Here is a 19184-nt window from a genome sequence, read left to right on the forward strand (position 1 = left end):
ACACCATGGGAGTGGGTTGCAAAAGAAGTAGGTAGCTTAACCTTTTGGATGGCGCTTACCACTTTGTGATTCATGACTGGGGTGAAGTCGTAACAAGGTAACCGTAGGGGAACCTACGGTTAGATCACCTCCTTACCTAGATAGATGGAATGTGAGTGTTCACACAGATTGTCTGATGAAATAGCACGTAAAGCCAATCTAAGATTGACTGAAGAGCTTGAAGTCCCCTTCGTCTAGAGGCCTAGGACATCGCCCTTTCACGGCGGTAACAGGGGTTCGAATCCCCTAGGGGACGCCACTTTAGTGATTTAGAAAGGCGGCGCATCACCCTTTTAGTGTTATGCACTGTTTAAGCTTTACGTAATAATAATTAAGCCAATTCAGTGAGTTGGTTTACCAATTATGCTTTTTAATAATCTGGAACAAGTTGAAAATTGAAATACACATTATTGAAAAATAGTGTGGAAAACTCTCAAAACTCCAATTTAAAGTGTTATTCAAATAGGCAGACAAGTGGCATGAGCGAGCAGAGTGAAACTTGCGGCGTAGACGCAAAGTCAGCGCAGCGTACATAAGTACGTGAGAATGACGAGCACCGCACAACAAAAAATTTCGCACGGGGGCGCAGCCATGACGCTTCCGTATTATTTGATAAAAAAACACCTTCGGGTTGTGAGATTAAGCGAATGAAGCGTACACCGTGGATGCCTAGGCAGTCAGAGGCGCTATAGCGAAAAGCGTCGGTAAGCTGATATGAAGCGTACTAGCCGGCGATGTCCGAATGGGGAAACCCAGCGCATTAATGCACTATCGTTTGATGAATTCATAGTCAAACGAGGCGAACCGGGGGAACTGAAACATCTCAGTACCCCGAGGAAAAGAAATCAACTGAAATTGCCCCCCAGTAGCGGCGAGCAAACGGGGAGCAGCCCAGAGTCAACATCAATATTTACCGCAGGAGAAGGGTCTCTGGAAAGGCTAGCAATAAAGGGTGATAGCCCCGTATTTGAAGCGGTAAGTATTCTGAGCTTGAAGAGTAGGGCGGGACACTTGTTATCCTGTCTGAATATGGGGGGGTGTGGGAGACCATCCTCCAAGGCTAAATGCTCTTGATTGACCGATAGTGAACCAGTACCGTGAGGAAAAGGCGAAAAAAACCACGGCGAGGGGAGTGAAATAGAACCTGAAACCGTGTACGTATAAGCAGTGGGAGCACCCGAAAGGGTGTGATTGCGTACCTTTTGTATAATAGGTCAGCGATTTATATTCTGTAGCAAGGTTAACCGCATAGGGGAGCCGTAGGGAAACCAAGTCTTAACTGGGCGTTAAGTTGCAGGGTATCCGATGATCTAGCTATGGGCAGGTTGAAGGTTGGGTAACACTAACTGGAGGACCAAACCGACTGATGACTTATGGCTGAGGGTGAAAGGCCAATCAAACCGGGAGATAGCTGGTTCTCCCCGAAAGCTATTTAGGTAGCACCTCGTGAACTCATCTTAGGGGGGTAGAGCACTGTTTCGGCTAGGGGGTCATCCCGACTTACCAAACTACGAATACCGAAGAATGTTATCACGGGAGACACACGGCGGGTGCTAACGTCCGTCGTGAAGAGGGAAATAACCCAGACCGCCAGCTAAGGTCCCTAAGTCATGGTTAAGTAGGAAACGAAGTGGGAAGGCTTAGAAGACAGCCAGGATGTTGGTTTAGAAGCAGCCATCATTGAAAGAAAGCGTAATAGCTCACTGGTCGAGTCGGCCTGCGCGGAAGATGTAACGGGGCTAAACCATTGGTGTATAGTTTGTCATGCTCAATAATGGCATCGTCCTGGTAGCTAAGTGCGGAAGAAATAACCGCTGAAAGCATCTAAGCGGGAAACTTGCCTTAAGATGAGTCTTCCCTGACAGTAATGTCCTATAAGGGGTGTTCAAGACGAGGACGTAGATAGGCTGGGTGTGTAAGCGTATGGATACGTTGAGCTAACCCAGTACTAATGACCCGAGAGGATTAACCTGACAACACCGTAGGTGTTTTGAGAGAGAAAGAATTTCAGCTTGTTTTGAATTGAATCTGGTCGGATTTTGCTGAAGGTAAGAGGCGTGTGGTCGCTACTGAGGTAGGTTAGCAGGCCGGAAGGAAGGCAGCGCGAAATAAGACGGGATAAAAAAAAGAATTTGTCTGGCGGCGCAATAGCGCAGTGGTCCGACCTGACCCCATGCCGGCCGAAATCAGAGGTGAAATGTCGTAGCGCCGATGGTAGTGTGGGGTCTCCTCCCCATGTGAGAGTAGGGAGTTGCCATGCTTTAATTATGTATGTTAAGAAAGCCACCCTTGGGTGGCTTTTTGACGTTTTAATTATTGATAACTTATTGATTTAGAAAGCTTATTATTTTGTAGTCGGAAATTGAGCTAATCTATTAAAGAATGCGACGTATTAGCCTATCAACGCGGATCCTGCGTAAACGGCGAATAAGTTTCTTAATTTTTACTGGATAGCGCTGGATATTTTCAAGCTCTTGATAGTGACTCACAATATGAGTATTAGTTGTTATACATTTTAATTCTTTGTTTTTTTGCTGTAACAAAACTTTTTGGGGATCATGAATTAATATTGCATTCTCCAAATCCAGTCCCCATGCACGAGGATTGATATTATTACCGGTTATTAATTGCCAGTTATTATCTATCCAAATTCCTTTTAAATGATAGCTATTTTCGCCGTTTTTCCATAATCTAATAGTTAATTGCTGGTTATCTACAAAGCGTTGTAACCGACAGATAAAACGGCGTAGGTTAATTTCATATAAATAAGGTAATGCACTGATAATTTTAAAAGGTTCTTCTGGTGGAATATAAAAGTCATTAGCCGTTTTATCTCCAATGATAATTTCAATTTTTTTGCCGTCACGCAATAATTTACTAATTATACGCGTTAAAATAGCGGGTAAATTAATAATAGGGTGTACAGATAGTCATTTTCTTTTCTGTACTGTTCATTAAATGCATAATAGTTTTATTTAATTTGTTTTTTTTGCCTAAACCGATTAATGGAGTTACTGCTAACTCTTCATTTGTCGCATTATTTTGCAATTGATAGTGACAACTTTTTAAGCTATGGCGAAATTGTTTAATTAAACTTTTAATTTGAGTATTGCGGGGACGATGTGCTTGATCTAGACGCTGGATGGCGGGTGAAGATAGCAAGCTTTGGTCGATAAAGCTTTTCATAGTTGCAGCTAATTGGGTATTATTTAATATATGATAACGATCGTAACGATAACGTTGGTGTTGCTGGAGATAGACATCATTAATGCTGGCACCGCTATAAATAACCGTATCATCGAAGATAAAACCTTTTAGATGTAAAACACCTAATGCCTCACGTGTATTGACGGGGATACCAAAAATAGCGATACTCGATCCTGGGTGTGCCACTGCCATTTGATAATACCAATCGGCATTAGTTGCGCTGGCATCTTCACCAATGCGACCACGTTGAGCACGATGCCAGTCAACCATTATTTTGATATCTAATTCTAGTCGTGCCATTTTTGCTTGATAAAGCGCATTTAGTATGTCTCGTCCTGCATCATCATGTTCGAAGTAAAGCGCAGTAATATAAATATAGCGTTGAGCGTTGGCAATTTTGTCCAACAGAGCTTTTCGAAAACTTTCTGTTTGGTATAGGGTGACAACCCCAGCAGCAGGCTGAGGTAATTTTGCTAATTGCTCAAGATATTGTTGATGCTTTACTTTTTTTAATTTGGACAACATCACAGTGTAAATTTTCTCTTTTTTATTAAAGGAGTAGATTAGATACTCTGGTTTAGGTTTATTGAAAATTGGTGATTCATGATACCATTAGTTTAATTTTTTGTATCTATTAATCCTAGCCATGTTGACCGATTGTTCAGCCACTATTTATTGTATTATTAATTCTATTTATTTAGTTATAAGATTATTTTCTTCATAGTGCTAGATCAAGATTGACAATACTATCTTCAAATTGAATATCGAGACTAAAACCTAATTTTTGTGCTAACTGTAGCATTTTTTATTTTCAGGCATGGTGATTGCAGTAAGTCGTCGAGTGCCTCGACTACGGCTATATCTAATAATTTTGTCCATTAACTGATATCCAAGTGTATTACCTTTCATATCAGAACGTACTAAAACGGCAAATTCTGCTTGTTGATTGTCAGGATCTTCTACCACACCAACCACGCCAATAATCTCGGAATTTTTTTAATAGCGATAAAAGCCATTTCTCGATCATAGTCGATTTGTATCATATTGCTAAATTTGCTAATTTCACTAAAGTAACGATAATAAAGATCTTTTTTTGTTACTTGAGTAATAAAATCTTTGAGTAAATGTTCGTCTTCCAGCAGGATAGGTCTAAGTTGACATTCTATGCCATTTTTAAGAGAGATAATTTCTTCTAATTCATTAGGATAAGGTCTAATTACTAATCTTGTTTTGGAATCACCGACAATTGGACAGAGTTCCATAGCAACATCCAGTAAAGTGAATTCTTCATCACATGCTAAAAGTGGATGAATATTTAATCGTACAATTTGCGGGCAATCTATTAGTAAGTTTGAAACGCGGACAAGTAATTGGCAAAGACCATCGATGTTCAATTGATGGGATGAATTGGTTGATTTTATTTTGTGATTTTTAATTGCTTGAATAACTAAATATCTGGCTAATGTCATGTTAAGGAGGGATTGCCACCGCAGCATGGGTTTCTTGCTGCCATTAGATATCTCCATCACCTAATAAGATCAAAGGACCAAAAATAGGATCTTGTTCAATGGCTATTTTTAACTCGAGAGAGCCTGCTTTATTTGCTATACTTTGTACTAATAAACCTTGGATCATGGCATTAGGAAAGTGTTACGCCGTGCGATCAAAAATTCCTTGGCTAGCATCTGCTACCTCTTTGGCATTACGTAAATAGAGTATAACGCCTTGAATATCAGATTTGTGAGGAATATCTGCAGAGCGTAATTTTAAAGCAACAGGATAGCTAATTTTTTTCAGCGATAGTGATTGCCTGATCACTGTTATGAGCTATCCAGGTGGGTAAAATTTTTAAGCCATATGCGCGTAAAATGGGTTCCACTTCGTGTGTATCAAGTTGGGTGCTCCCTTTTTTTAATGCTTTTTGATTAATGCATGGTTTTTTTGTGTGTGTTAGCCGTTAATCCAATAGGCAGTGCAGGTGTTTCAGTCAATTGTTTTTGGTTACGGCGATATTCTACCATATGCATATAAGCAGTAATGGCGCCTTCCGGTGTTCGATAAGTTGGAATACTCGCTTCACTAAAACGTTTACGTGCATCTTGTGATGAATATTCGCCACACCAGATAGTTAATATGGTTATCCACTTGCTACGGGGATGCGATTGAATGGTTTGAATGATCCTTTCAGCAGTAAATAAACAGGGAACAATGGTACTAGGTGAATGAATAAGTAATATAGCATCATGATCCTGACTATCTAACATAATATCATAATATTTAGGATTTTGATGTAATATTTTATGGTTGCATCATCACCGATATTAATTGGATTTTGGTTCGAGTGAAGATTGCGAAAAATGGCTTGAATTTTTTGTTGAGTATTAGCATTAAGAATTGCCAGTTTTCCTTTGCGCCGAAAAAGCTCATCGAGTGCCATTGTGGCAGGTCCGTTACCATTACTAATAATAGAAAGTCTGTCTCCCTTTAGAGGAGACATGTGACTGAGTGTTTCAGCATCAGAAAACATTTCATGGGTTTCTTGTACTCGAAGTAATCTCGCTCGTTGAATAGCTGCATCATAAGCAGCATCAAAACTTTGTACTTCACCTAGTAAATATTGTGCTTGCTGGGTACGCTCGCTTTTAACAACCAGAATGGGTTTATTACGTGATGCACTGCGAGCTGCTGAAAGGAATCTCCGTGCCTGTTAAATATATTCTATATAGAGTAAGATGGCGCTAGTTTTATTATCTCTGGCAAGAAAATCAAGTAGATCATCGATATCAATATTCAAACTATTTACCAGTGCGATAAAGTAAGAAAAGCCAATTTGCCTTTTAGAATTGGAATTGGTGAAAAGCTGGCATTTAGTTGCTGCCAGGAGGCAAGGAACCCCAAACTATTGGGTCCCAATAGTCTTATATTGTACTGCTGAGTTAATGCTTTAAGTTTTACAAACTGAGAGGGTGGTGATGAGAGGATAATGGCCGCTTTACAACCCATTTTTCCCAGTTACTTTAGGCGGGTTAAATTTCTGTCTGAATTTGTGCAGATAACAGCTAAGTCTGGTGAGAATGGTAATTTATCAATCGTAGGGTAAGTGAGTATTCCCATTACCGCATTTTTATTTGCTGTAACCTGCAGGATCGGGCCTGTAAAGCCACTAGAAAGTAGATTCTTTATAATAACGGAACTTGCTCGTTCTGGTTTTTCTGAGGCACCAATAACTGCAATGGATTTAGGTAGCAATAATGCGTCGAGTCCACGCTGGCTTATAGATATTTACCTTTTTATGGGTATTGTCTATCAATGTAGCTGATTTTTTCGCATTTCTCTGTGATTTTTGCTGCGTGAAGACAAAGTATGTTTGCTGGAAATTATTTGTAAAAATAAGTTATGTAGTGATAATTTCATAATTATTAGTTTTTTATGGATTTTTTATTCTTAAATGGTGGTTATTTTAACGTCGCATATATACACGATAAAATTAAATGGTGTTAAAAAATTAGCTTGCTATTGAGAGCGGAATTTAAAAGCAAAAAAATGATAAAAGTTTATCATTTTAAATAGTGCGGAATATTATATTGCTATTAATAAAATATAAAACTATTTATTCATATTATTATCAATGAATATTGCCCTAAACAAAATTAATAAGATGGTGTTTTTAAGCGATACACTATTGGCAATAATGGAGAACTCAACATCATAGAGGTTAATATGTTTAGGATCTCAAAAGAGGAAAATATTTTATTTTCTTCTTTGGAGCCTAATATTATTACGGAAGAGCAGGCTAAAATAAAAATTAGCCAGTTTAATGGAGCAATTACAAAAAATAAGAGAAGCTGGTGATTATTTTGAGTTAGCTGAAATTTATTTGACGGGCATGCAGTTACCGGCAGAAATTGATATTAGTCACGTTAACTTAATGCGTAGTAGATTAATCACGGTTAAAATGAAAAATGCATATTTACAAGGTAGCAATTTATTTTGAGCTGATTTGAGCAAAGCAGATTTAAGTGATGCAAAATTAAATAAAGCTCTTTTGAACTGGGTGGTTCTGACAGATATGAATATATATAATGCGGATTTGCAAGGCGCAAATCTCAATAATGCTGATTTAAAATTTTGTAATTTAGCAAGGGCTAATTGTGAGTAGAACTGAACTAAAATATGCTGATTTAACCCATGCTAAATTAATGTCAGCAAATTTGTCGCAAACATTTTTATTATAAGGGTGAAAGTTCAATATTAACAAATGCTAAATTAAAAGGTGCAAATTTAACGTGAGCTCATTTTCGTTGCGCTGATATGCAAAATGTAGATTTGACCAATGCGATTTTACTGAATACCGATTTATGGGGCGCAGATTTGACTGATGTGAATCTCACGGATGCTAATTTAAAAAAAGCTAATCTAACAAATGTTAATTTTACTAACAGCAATTTAACTGGCGTGACAATATCTTTGGAGTCGTTAATTAATTTAGATCTCAATTCGGTCGTGTTGAATAAAGCAATCAATTTATCGATAGATTTTAAGTGGGATCAGTATCACCTTGATCTATGTTTAAATCATATAAATAATCGATAGACGAATAGTGTATTAACGCAAATAGCTAACATTGATAAAATGTATGATGTTGCAAAAATAGATATGATAAAGCAAATAATTTCATCATTAACAAAACAGAAAGTTGATACTTCCACCATTACAGTATCATTAATCGATATTTTAGTTGAACAACCCTATTATGCAAATACTGAAATTTCAAATTGGCTAAAAAGTGTTTGTATTAACTATATTGGAAAATTTAGTGATTGGCCTATGTCATTACAAAAAGACTCTGTTATTGATTTAATGATAGATACTTTCCAATATTATTCTGATTTATTTTTTAATTATAATTCAGCCTTTATACAGACTATTTCCCAAGCTATATATGAAACTAATTCAGAGGAATTAAAAGCAAAAGCTATTTATGATCACTACTTGAAAAGTAGTCAAACCCAGCCTTATGTACAGATGGATGATTTTGGTCATTATGGCAATGATAAAACCGATTGGTCAGACAAAAATGCGGCAAACTATATTCTCTTCTCTTCTAACGAAAATTTTTATGTCATGATGCTGTCGCAGAATATATTAACTGAAATGCTTAAGCCAAATCTGACAGAAAAAGATCAAAGATTAAATCAATTTCTTCTCTATCAGCAACAAAATAATTTAAATCAAGCTGATTATCAATTAGAGGATATTTTTAAAAATAAATTTCCAATATTTTATAGCGGATATTAATCTCGGCAACGAATAAATACTTTTAACCGTTTGCTAGAGTTGTTAGATCTTGGTGAAGTGTTGCAAGATTTATTTATTGAGGCAACAAAAAATCTATTTCAATAGAGAAATTAGTTGACCCAGAAGCACAAATTCAGCTAGAAAAACTATTCGCGCATAAAACATATCAATTTATTGAGCCAGATGATTATAAATTAACTGAAAATTTTTATCAGAATATTTATCAATACCTATGAATTAAAAGAGGCAAGCGATAAAGAAAAAGCAGAAAAAATTTTTAGCTTAGCGGCTGTATTTGTCAAATATACTTCGAGTGCTATTTTTAGTACGGAGATGGAATCGCCTAATGCATTAAGATTTTTTTCCTGCGCGATGTTGAATAAAGCTTATCAACTTTGCCCGACCATTTTTAATTCTGAACAATAAATTAAAGAGTGGAAAAATAGATTGCTTGGCTTAGATAAAAGTTTTTCTTGTACTGCCATATTGTCGAGTGTAATGATATGTCATGCAAGGGAGCAATTTTTTAATGTATTAGCAACAGTATTACCGCCTAATTGGTATTAACTGTTAATCTTAGATTTTTACCGATAGAATTTTTTTAGCTTTAAACTGTATATTGTTTAATAGTGTTATTAGCAAATAATAACAGCGAGTTCTCTGAGTTAGGGTAAAAGTACATTTTCATATTGCCATTTACCCATCAACATTTGATTTGCATGGTGTAGTATTAATGTCATGTTGTAACGCTAAACCTTAAAATAATACCGATAACATGCAGGCCAAAATATTGGCTAATGATAAGAATTAATACTCACAGAACTCGCAGTAATATATGTATATGGCTATTTATTTAACTTAAACTAATTTTTCTAGACGGGGAATATTTCCTGTAGTATAATTAGTTATATCTATTGTTGCGCCGGCTAATAATGCTCCGCCAAAATTCATTATGGTACCAGCAGGATTACCAATTTGGGCCAAACCTACCGATGATCTGGCAAAGGCAGAGGTATTTGACCTGAGACCATTTCAACATCAGTGTTATCTTGCGCATACTGTCTGGCTTTCCAGCTGGCTATCTCTGCACCAATGAGTTCCCATACTACCGCTTATATTATAAACTGCTCTGCCAAACGGTTGATGGCAATTTTGCGTCTGCTCAGAAAGCAGCTGTCGAATTTGGTTTAATTGCTGAGGAGTGGCTTGGTTTAGAAATAGCGCTTGATTTAACGCCGGCAATAAAATCATTCAATATCTTCATTTTTCCCCCTAGTTAAGTATTTAATCGCAGATCTTAAAATTAGTTATATCTATTTAAACTTTTCGTGAAAAACTTATTCAATATGCTTAAGTAATGGCAATAGATTGCTATTTTTACTAGCAAGTAAGTTTATTGTGGCAAATTTATTATGTTATTATCGTTAGCATTAATTCAGAAAATTGAACAAAGTCATCGAACCTGCCGATTAAATTTTTTTCAGAAAAAACAATATCGGTAAATCCTTGCCAAATAACTAGCTGTTTATCATCACTGATTGCTAATACTGGTTGATAGAGCTGGTGACTTATTAAATTATATTTCATTAAATCAATAATTTTTTCTTGACTGATATTTTGTAAAACCGTGCATAAAACTAATCTACCCACAGGGTATTCAATCAATCTAACGGAAAATTTCCCGGCAATTTCAGTCCAATATTTTCATATAGTAATGTTAATTGAGCCGCAAATTCGTCTCTCATATATTTATCTCTTTCAAATAATACAAATTAGATGGTTTAATTATTCAATGAATAAAAATCAATCATGATCAGGTGTAGACCTGAAATATTTCAAATTATGTCAAAATACACATTGCTAGCTAAAAATAAGGTAACTTAGGCGTGATCAAATGATTAAAATAACTAACAACATGTCAGGTAAATATCTTTTATGCTGGAGTTGGCTAAAAAATCCTTCTAAACAATCTAAATTAAATTATCTTGTGTTAATGCATAAGCTTTCTTTCTTGTGCTAGTGATAAAGTATAAAAAGTCAGTAGCGTTAGATCCTAACATCATATAATCTGCCTGGCATAACCTGGCTGGAGGCACTCATGAACGATTCATATAGCGGTAAAAACGGTAAAGTAAAAGTGAGGTATGCTCGTAATAGGGAAAACAACACAAATAATGATCGACGAAAGAATAAACATCTTTCTGTTAAAAATAGAAAATCGTCATCACGCCGCAGTGATCGTAATAATGAACGTTTAACTGATGATGCTTGGAAAGTGGTTTCTCAACGGAAAGAACCTATTACTAGGCATACTGGTATCAGTGGTAAAAGCCAGGTTGATCCCGAACAAATTCGTCGTCAGCGTTTAGAAGAGACGCGTATTTACGGCGAATATGCCTGCCAAGCAACGTTTAAACATCGCCAGGAAGCCATTGTTCGCGCCTGGTTTGTTCAGTCCATCACCCCGCATTTTCGCGAAGCCCTTAAGTGGATGGCGGCAAACCGTAAAGCCTATCATGTGGTTAGCGAAGAAGAGCTAGTAAAAGCTTCTGGTACTGAGCATCATGGTGGTGTTTGTTTCTTAATTAAAAAACGAATCGGATTTGACGCTGAAGCCTATCTAGCCCAGTCGACTAACATTGATTGTGTATTAGCTATTGAGGATATTGGCAATCCACATAATTTAGGGGCGATTATGCGTAGTGGTGCTCATTTCGGCGTACAAGGCATTATTCTCCATGATGTTGCAGCGATGGAATCAGGCTCCGCAGTTAGAACCGCAGCAGGTGGCGCCGAGTACATTAAAAGCATCCAATCAGATAATTTTTCTGCTACACTGAAAAAATTCCATCATGCAGGCTATACCATTGTTACGACACCTAGTCATAAAGGTAATAGTAATATTGATATTGCCAAAGCTGACTTACCAGCAAAAATGTTACTACTATTGGGGCAGGAAAGTAATGGGTTAACTGAAAATGCTTGGCAGGAAGACAGTATAAATCTCTGTATTGTTGGTACAGGTCAGGTGGAAAGTTTAAACGTTTCGGTCGTTGCCGGTATTATATTGGCTAAATGGTGGCAACAAAATAAAATTTAGTCATATTTTATTGAGATAGTTAGTATAAAACTATCTCAATAACTATCATTTCTTTTATCTAGCCTATTTTTTTATCAGTCTAGCTATTTAATGTGCGCCGCTACTGCTTTGGCTATCGCCGGCAGTGAAAGGGGGTTTTGCCAACCAAAGTAAAACTAAAAGAGCAGTAAAAACACCTGCTGATAACCAAAAAATTTCATTGGCTGTGATAATTAATCCTTGATCAGTAATGATTTTTGTTAGATAAGCGGATGACTGTTGCTCATTTAATCCTAATGCGGACAATTTTGCATAGAATTGTTGCGACTCTGGATTTAGGGGGTAATAATTTCAGTAAAGTGGGCATGATGCATAGCTTCCCTTTGTGTCCATAAAGTGGTTGTCACAGACGTTCCTATCGCTCCGGCAAGTGTCCGGGCAAAATTTGATAGACTGGATGCTGAGGCGAGCTTTTCAGCTGGCAAACCAGATAAAGTAATGGTGGTAAGTGGCATGAAAAAGCAATCAATAGCTAATCCTTGCACGAATTGTGGCCATGCCGCAGCGGCAAAATCCATCGATGGCTCAAATGTCCATGCTCGCCAATAATAGCAGACGGCGTAAACAATAAAGCTGAAAGTAACGATAACACGCATATCAATTTTATGGCTATAGCGCCCGATCAATGGCGTTATTAATAGTGGTAAAATCCCAACTGGTGCGGAGGCTAAACCCGCCCATGTTGCCGTATAACCAAACACTTCCTGTAATAACTGTGGTAGTAATACAATAGTACCACAGTAGATGCAATTACTGCGGTTATTGCCAGCACAACAATTTATGTTGAATTAAACCAATCTAACTCTTTACCTCGATCAAGCATAATTTGTAATGCACCGATACCAACGATCAGTAATGTTAATCCAATGGTATCAATTGTCTTTATCTCAGCTGCGGTTTCACGATCAGCGAGTGTTTGCATAATAATGAAAATAATAGCAATACCTCATGGGACATTAATAAAACAATCCATCCCCAGTGATAATTATCACTAATATAGCCGCCTAAGATCGGCCTACAAATGAGCGCAATAACAATTGTTATTGACCAAAATGCAAGTGCCATATTACGGGTTTAAGAGGAGGATAGTTATTAAGCAGCAGGCTTTGTGATAAAGGGATAAGCGGACCTGACATCATTCCTTGTAAGATGCGAAAGAAAATCAATGTTTCCAAACTGCCAGCAATAACACATAACCATGAGGTTAGGGTGAATAGCGCGCGGTTGACCAAAGAAAAAGTTTAACTTCGCCAATGCGTTTAGCCAGCCAACCTGTGATAGGGATCGAAATTGCATTAGCTACGCGCCAAAGGAGGTGATCACCTAGGTACCTTGTGAATTTGAAGCATCTAAATTACCAGCGATAGTCGGGATTGCAACATTAGCGATGGTAGAATCCAAAACCTGCATAAAGGTAGTTAGTGATAGCGCAAATGTCATCTATGCCAGTTTTTTACCTTGTAATGGCTCTTTAGCCACGATAAGCTCCTTTTTATTTTGTTCCTGAATATTATTAATAATATCGGTAACTAGTTGATCGACAGGAGCCATATTAATTTTAAACGCATTAGTATGATAAGCGGGGTTATCGCGAGTTTTTCGTGAAAGTATTGGGCCATTTTTGTCACTTGTATCGACAGTAACTTCACTGGAAAGCCCGATCCGCAAAGGGTATTTTTTTAATTGTTCTGTATCAATGGTTATACGAACAGGTAAGCGCTGCACAATTTTGATCCAGTTACCACTTGCATTTTGGGCCGGTAATAGTGAAAACGCGCTACCTGTACCAATATCTAAGCCTTCAACACGTCCTTGATAAATAATGTTTTTACCATAAAACTCGGTAGTGATTTTTGCTGGTTGACCGATACGAATATCGGCAAGTTGAGTTTCTTTAAAATTTGCGTCAATCCCACATATTGTCAGTTGGTACTACCGCCATAAATGGTGTTGCCGGGGTGATACGAGCGCTGACTTGAACACTACGACGTGAAACATACCCATCAAACAGGGGTAACAATTTGCGTCCGTTCTAATGTTAGCCAAGTGTTACGAAGTTTAGTGGTAAGCTTGTAAAGCTGTAGGTTGTTTATCTAGTGGAGTATCTAACACGATAGCTTGGTTGGCATTAAATTGCTCAACAGCCACATCGAGGGCAGCTTTAGCACTGGTCACCGTCTCACGAGCATGTTGTAATTCTTCTTTACCAATAACTTTTAATTGGCCAAGTATTTCGCGACATTGAAGATCTTGTTGTAATTTATTCAGTTCAGAACGACGAAGAGAGATATTAGCTTGATACTGTCGGCTATTAATCATATGCTAATGGGTTTGCCTGACGCTGTTAGCTAAGTTAGTTTTTGCTTTTTCCAATTCTAAAATAACATCTCTGGGATCAAGTTTAATCAGTACTGTGCCACTTTTTACAAAATCAGTATTTTCAACATTAACGGTAATAATGCTGTCAGGTACTTGAGACATTATCTGAATTTGGTTGCCTGCAACGTACGCATTATCAGTACTTTGATGGTGTTGGAGCACTAAAAACCAATAAATTCCATATATTAGTGCAGTAATGATAAAAAAATGCTAACTAGTACAATTATAGTTTGGAGTTTTTGGGTTTTAGTCGCTATTAATTGTTGTTCATTAACGCCCATGTTGTATTAAACTCCATATTATTCATTTTACTAATATTTAATTTACGCTTAATAAGCAAAAGTTTCCAGTAGCTTATAATTATACCACTGGAAACGGTATGGTTATTATTAATAATTTTTTATGATTTGGGATGGCTGTGGGGTAATCATTAACATACAGTTTGATTGTCAAGATCATCAAGTTTAACTAATAACTTTCTCATCAATTTTTCGATAGTATTTTTTTCTTCAGCGCTAAAAACAGACCAAATCTTTTCTAAATTTTCGTTTTGGCGAGGAAGTATTTTTTTAGAAAGCTTGAACCCTCTTCGGTTAAATGGAGATATAAGCATTGGCGATCATTGTGACTTTCTTTGCGTTCAATCCATTTTCGATTTTCCAATTCATCTGCAATGCGCGTTGCATTTGTTCTCGAGGAGCCTAAAGCATCGCTAAGTTCAGACGGTTAAATACTATGTGTTGTTTGGGTGTCGAGAATGATTAATGCCATAAATAACGTTTCATTAATTCCTTGTTTTTTTAAGCATATTATTTCTATTTTCTAACAATTTTCCTTGCACATGCATACATAAACGCGTTAGCAAAATTTGCTGATAGGGTAGCGGAATAGTTGATTTTTATTGTTGCTGTTTGCGTTCATTAAGTAATTGCTCTATGGGAGAAAATGAAGTTTCTTTTTGTGTTTGTGTGTTTTCCATTATTTATATACCTTATTAGTTTCAGTTGCTAAGATAGCAACTGTCATAATCAATCTAAATGGTATATCAAAAGCTAAAATTATCAATTATAGTTATTTATTATCGCGAAATTTATTTTGTTATTGGTATTTATTTCATAAATATTTTAAATGTTAATATAAGAAAAATAGATTTTAAAATAGGCTTTAAGTAGTCTATAATTTTTTATTTGCAAAATTATTTCATTATCTAATTAATAAAAAATAAATATCATTTGCAATAAATTATATACATTTAATATTAATTAATTGTTTTGTTATAACACTAATGTTAAATTAAATATAGATAAGTAAAAATTAATAATGGTTAATATAAACTAGCTATCTACTTGATTGTTAGATGATAAGTTAACAATTAATATCCTTATTCGTTTAAATAAAGGCGAATGCCTTTATTGCCATTAAGTTGCCATATAATATAAAAAAGGTTAAAAAGATAACATTAAGCATATTTATAGAAAATCACATAAAATGTGTAACAACAGGATTTTTGCTAGTTAGTTTTAAAAGCAATCTTTATCCAGTTATTAAAAAGTTGTTGATGAGCTTTTATCCAACCTTGAGCATGACGTTCAATGTAAGCTTGCGAAGCTTCATCATCATGCATACGAAGATTTTGGGCATTAATATCTGTAATTGGAATTTTCATAATGGCAAATAGTTTTGCCGCCGCAGGATTTTTTGCTGCCCAAACTTTATTTGCGCCGATATGCATTGTACTAGGTGGAAAACCATAATTTTTACCATTTGCTAGCGTGGTATCACTTTTATCATTATTGGGGGAATGAAGAAAAAGGAACTTGCAGCCAAACAATGTCTTTACCCGGTTTAAGCACGGCGTTGACCCAATAAGGTGCCCAGGTATAATAGAAAATGGGTTTACCTTCTTTGTAACGAGTAATGGTATCCGCTATCATCGCCGTATAGTTACCCTGATTATGCTCAACGGTTGTGTTTAGCTGATAAGCATTTAAATGGTTATTAATGGCGGTTTCACAGCCCCAACCCGGATTACAGCCAATGAGATCGGCTTTACCGTTACCATTGGTATCAAATAATTTAGCAATATTAGCATCTTTAAATTGCGCTATGTTGGTGATGTGGTATTTATCTGCCGTTTTTTTATTTATAAGATAACCTTGAACGGCATTACTAATATAAATGCCTTTACGGTATAGGCGCTTATCTCCACCTACCGCTGCATATTGTGCATTCTGTAAGGTTGCCAATTGACAGCCATAAACGTTGCATCACCGGCCGCAATTGATGCGTAAGCAACGGTATAGTCGACCTCTTGGATGGGTAAAATTTGATAGCCTAATTTTTCCAATGCTTTATTAACAATCAAAGTTTGGAAAGTCTCTTCTGCAATTGTGCTTTGTATCGGTTGTACTTTTATACCTTTACCTGGTAGGTTCAGTGGCGGAAAGTTTAATACTGATTAATGTTGTTAAAGCCGCAGCCAGGAAAATAGTTTTACGCATATGATTTCACCTCCAGGGGTATAGACAAAATGAATAGGCTAAAATTGTTTATATGATAAAAATAACATCATGTTTATTTGCAGAAATGAGTTTTAGTTTTTTGCAATAAACAGGTGATTAAGCCAATAGGCCCCGAGTGATACCAAGCGGTATTTTTTTAATGCAAACTTTTTCACCTAATGATTGGGTTAGCCGATCCAGAATAATAGCTAATATAACAATACCAGTACCACCTACCGCTGCTAATCCCATATCTAATCGACCAATTCCCCTTAGTACCATTTGTCCTAACCCACCAACAGCAATCATAGATGCAATAACAACCATTGAAAGTGATAACATCAATATCTGATTAACTCTGGCCATAATAGTAGGCGCAGCAAGCGGTAACTGAACTTTAAACAAAAGTTGATTTCGACTGGCACCAAATGATTCTGCAGCTTCAATAAGATCATCGGGTACTTGCCTTATTCCCAAAATAGTTAGTCGAATAATTGGCGGTAGAGCAAAAATAATTGTGACGATAATACCAGGGACGTTACCAATACCAAATAACATAACTATAGGTACCAAATAAACAAATGCTGGTGTAGTTTGCATTGCATCTAGTAGAGGCCGAATTATTTGGCATGCTCTTTTGCTATTTGCTAACCATATTCCCAATGGTAAACCTATTAACAGACAGAAAAATAAGGAAGTTAATACCAGAGATAAAGTTATCATTGCTTCTGGCCAGGCGCCAATAACTCCAATGGAGACCAATGAGATGAAAGTTGCTACTGCCATTTTTTTATTTGATAATTGCCAGACTAATAGTGCGAAACAAATAATGATAAAAGTAGCAAGTAATGTTGTTAGGGTATGTTCAAAACGACTTAACATAAAATCAATCGGCAGACGGATCCCTTGAAATAATGGGCGGAAGTGTAAAACTATCCAATCAATAGCATGTGAAACCCATGAGTCTAGCGGTATGAGTTGCTGTTGAAAGGGATTCATGATATCGAAATGTTTTATTGGTTCATTAGTTACCGGGATGTCTAACCAATCTGTAGAGGTTTCTGTCGTTATAGTGTTACAAGGATCATGAATTATTTCTTGATTTATGTGAGTTTGGTTATCCATTTATTGTCTCCTTATCCAATGTTTGTAGTAAGATCCCTTTAGAAATAACGCTAATATAATGTTGATTATTACCAATAACTGGAACTGCACAGGGAGATTGAGCAATAGTTGAAATAAGTTCATTAAGTGGAGTGTTGGCATCAATAGCACAAGGTGAGGTTAAGATTGCCTGTTCAATATTTTTTTTATCGTGTAATGCTTGTTCCAATGAGTTGATTGAAACGATACCGACAAATTTTTGACCTCTTTCAATTAAATAACCATAATCACGATCTTCATCATTCAGTATTTTTAATGCTGAACGTGGACCAAAACCAGGAGCAATATGTAACAGGGCGTCGGCTCGACGGCGGGCAATATCTTTGGCAGAGAAGACGTGGCTAATATCGACACCACGAAAAAACGTTTTAACATAATTATTAACCGGATTATTTAAGATCTCATCAGGGGTACCGACTTGGATAATAACGCCATCTTGCATAATTGCTATCCGGTCACCTATCCGCATAGCTTCATCCAGATCATGAGAGATAAAAATAATCGTGCGTTGTTTATCACCTTGTAATGACAGTAATTCATCTTGCATTTCTGTTCTAATTAGTGGATCTAACGCAGAGAATGCCTCATCCATCAGCAAAATATCAGGATCATTTGCCAATGCTCGTGCCAGGCCAATACGTTGGCGCATACCACCTGATAATTCGTTTGGAAAAGATTGTGTCCATTGTTCAAGATTAACTTGTCGCAAAGCAGCTAATGCTTTTTCTGTTCGTTCTGGTTTGGCAACACCAGCTAATTCCATACCAAATACTATATTATCCAATACATTGAGATGGGGCATTAACGCAAAGGATTGAAATACCATACTGATTTTTTTACGCCGTACTTTCCGTAATTTTTCCTGCGAAATGCTAGCAATATCTTCGCCGTCAATTAAGACTTGGCCTTTAGTCGGTTCAATTAGGCGATTGAGGAGGCGCACTAGGGTAGACTTTCCTGAACCCGATAGAGACCCATAATGACGAAAATTTCGCCTTCTTTAATGGCCAGATTGGCGTCTTTAACACCAATAGCTAAACCGGTTTTATTAAATATTTGTTCTTTTGTTAAGCCTTTATTGATAAGTTTAAAAGCTTGATTAGGGTGATCTCCGAATATTTTGTACAAATTTTTCACTTCTATTTTAAATGACATGCAATAACAATATCCTATGGTTAGTTAATTGGCGTATTAATTTTTTGTATCCTTATTTAAATTTATGTTTTATATAACCTAACATAATGAAATATGATGACAACCCTATGTTTAACAAAATTAATCAAAAAGGTGGATGTGATTTTTAACCAATATTGCATAAAACGTTATTTTTATTGCTAAATTATTTTTTAACAAATGAAATTTTCTTTTTTAACCAATTGTTATTGTTGTAAATATATTGATTTTTGCTTTGAGGGTGGCATTTTTTTATTATCAAATAATCTTTAATGTGATTTTTT

10 protein-coding genes, 1 tRNA gene, 2 rRNA genes, 9 pseudogenes and 1 other annotated feature are annotated in these 19184 nt (G+C 36.4%); of the genes and pseudogenes, 12 read left to right on the forward strand and 10 right to left on the reverse strand.

Annotation, left to right across the window (positions count from 1 at the left end; translation table 11 throughout):
* The 3 genes from ARADI_RS00005 to rrf all read left to right on the forward strand — a co-directional run.
* A 16S ribosomal RNA gene (locus ARADI_RS00005) occupies positions 1-135 on the forward strand; the annotation flags it as partial.
* An 87-nt stretch (positions 136-222) separates the two neighbouring features.
* Positions 223-298 (forward strand) — tRNA-Glu (locus ARADI_RS00010).
* Positions 299-676: 378 nt separating this feature from the next.
* Positions 677-2012, forward strand: a sequence feature (23S ribosomal RNA rRNA prediction is too short).
* 162 nt (positions 2013-2174) lie between these two features.
* Positions 2175-2299: ribosomal RNA gene (gene rrf, locus ARADI_RS21475) — 5S ribosomal RNA — on the forward strand.
* Positions 2300-2414: 115 nt separating this feature from the next.
* Here rrf and pssA read toward each other — a convergent pair.
* Positions 2415-3771, reverse strand: a pseudogene (gene pssA, locus ARADI_RS00020) (CDP-diacylglycerol--serine O-phosphatidyltransferase).
* Between the two features lie 193 nt (positions 3772-3964).
* Positions 3965-6522 (reverse strand): annotated as a pseudogene (locus ARADI_RS19230) (bifunctional acetate--CoA ligase family protein/GNAT family N-acetyltransferase).
* Between the two features lie 541 nt (positions 6523-7063).
* Here ARADI_RS19230 and ARADI_RS00030 point away from each other — a divergent pair.
* From ARADI_RS00030 to ARADI_RS20320, 7 genes and pseudogenes are all read left to right on the forward strand, one after another.
* The gene (locus ARADI_RS00030) at positions 7064-7240 is read left to right on the forward strand and encodes a hypothetical protein (protein WP_182852998.1); all 177 of its coding nucleotides are present in this window, start codon (positions 7064-7066) and stop codon (positions 7238-7240) included.
* A 6-nt stretch (positions 7241-7246) separates the two neighbouring features.
* A complete protein-coding gene (locus ARADI_RS00035; RefSeq protein WP_119710757.1) occupies positions 7247-7405 on the forward strand; it encodes a pentapeptide repeat-containing protein in 159 nt (52 codons plus the stop codon).
* Positions 7398-7481 carry a pentapeptide repeat-containing protein gene (locus ARADI_RS20315; protein WP_369406961.1) on the forward strand — a complete coding sequence of 28 codons (84 nt, stop codon included), beginning with the start codon at positions 7398-7400 and terminating at the stop codon, positions 7479-7481. Before ARADI_RS00035 ends, ARADI_RS20315 begins: the two co-directional genes overlap by 8 nt.
* Before the next feature lie 76 nt (positions 7482-7557).
* Complete coding sequence (locus ARADI_RS00045; protein WP_119710759.1) at positions 7558-7839, forward strand: pentapeptide repeat-containing protein; 282 nt, start codon at positions 7558-7560, stop codon at positions 7837-7839.
* A 39-nt stretch (positions 7840-7878) separates the two neighbouring features.
* Positions 7879-8544 (forward strand): hypothetical protein, encoded by a 666-nt coding sequence (locus ARADI_RS00050; RefSeq protein WP_119710760.1) that lies wholly within the window; start codon positions 7879-7881, stop codon positions 8542-8544.
* Positions 8545-8645: 101 nt separating this feature from the next.
* The gene (locus ARADI_RS22005) at positions 8646-8780 is read left to right on the forward strand and encodes a hypothetical protein (protein WP_500782269.1); all 135 of its coding nucleotides are present in this window, start codon (positions 8646-8648) and stop codon (positions 8778-8780) included.
* Positions 8767-9111, forward strand: a pseudogene (locus ARADI_RS20320) (hypothetical protein). Before ARADI_RS22005 ends, ARADI_RS20320 begins: the two are co-directional and overlap by 14 nt.
* 291 nt (positions 9112-9402) lie before the next feature.
* On the opposite strand, the gene ARADI_RS19235 reads toward ARADI_RS20320, so the two are convergent.
* The gene (locus ARADI_RS19235) at positions 9403-9528 is read right to left on the reverse strand and encodes a hypothetical protein (protein ID WP_255420571.1); all 126 of its coding nucleotides are present in this window, start codon (positions 9526-9528) and stop codon (positions 9403-9405) included.
* 65 nt (positions 9529-9593) lie between these two features.
* Here ARADI_RS19235 and ARADI_RS00065 point away from each other — a divergent pair, with 65 nt between their 5' ends.
* Positions 9594-9824, forward strand: coding sequence for a hypothetical protein (locus tag ARADI_RS00065; protein ID WP_119710763.1), 231 nt, complete (start codon positions 9594-9596; stop codon positions 9822-9824).
* Between the two features lie 130 nt (positions 9825-9954).
* Here the strand turns inward: ARADI_RS00065 and ARADI_RS00070 are convergent, their stop codons facing one another.
* Positions 9955-10194 carry a type III secretion system chaperone family protein gene (locus tag ARADI_RS00070; RefSeq protein ID WP_147392323.1) on the reverse strand — a complete coding sequence of 80 codons (240 nt, stop codon included), beginning with the start codon at positions 10192-10194 and terminating at the stop codon, positions 9955-9957.
* Between the two features lie 448 nt (positions 10195-10642).
* On the opposite strand from ARADI_RS00070, the gene ARADI_RS00075 reads away from it, so the two are divergent.
* Positions 10643-11644 (forward strand): tRNA/rRNA methyltransferase, encoded by a 1002-nt coding sequence (locus ARADI_RS00075; protein ID WP_119710765.1) that lies wholly within the window; start codon positions 10643-10645, stop codon positions 11642-11644.
* Positions 11645-11731: 87 nt separating this feature from the next.
* Here the strand turns inward: ARADI_RS00075 and ARADI_RS00080 are convergent.
* The 6 pseudogenes from ARADI_RS00080 to proV form a co-directional block, all read right to left on the reverse strand.
* Positions 11732-13123, reverse strand: a pseudogene (locus ARADI_RS00080) (DHA2 family efflux MFS transporter permease subunit).
* A pseudogene (gene emrA / locus ARADI_RS00085) lies at positions 13124-14343 on the reverse strand (multidrug efflux MFS transporter periplasmic adaptor subunit EmrA).
* A 149-nt stretch (positions 14344-14492) separates the two neighbouring features.
* A pseudogene (mprA, locus tag ARADI_RS00090) lies at positions 14493-14951 on the reverse strand (transcriptional repressor MprA).
* A 621-nt stretch (positions 14952-15572) separates the two neighbouring features.
* Positions 15573-16563, reverse strand: a pseudogene (gene proX / locus ARADI_RS00095) (glycine betaine/L-proline ABC transporter substrate-binding protein ProX).
* Positions 16564-16636: 73 nt separating this feature from the next.
* Positions 16637-17688, reverse strand: a pseudogene (gene proW / locus ARADI_RS00100) (glycine betaine/L-proline ABC transporter permease ProW).
* A pseudogene (gene proV / locus ARADI_RS00105) lies at positions 17681-18882 on the reverse strand (glycine betaine/L-proline ABC transporter ATP-binding protein ProV). Before proV ends, proW begins: the two co-directional pseudogenes overlap by 8 nt.
* Between the last annotated feature and the right edge of the window lie 302 nt (positions 18883-19184).

It is taken from the genome of Arsenophonus endosymbiont of Aleurodicus floccissimus, from assembly GCF_900343025.1.
Lineage (GTDB): Bacteria > Pseudomonadota > Gammaproteobacteria > Enterobacterales > Enterobacteriaceae > Arsenophonus.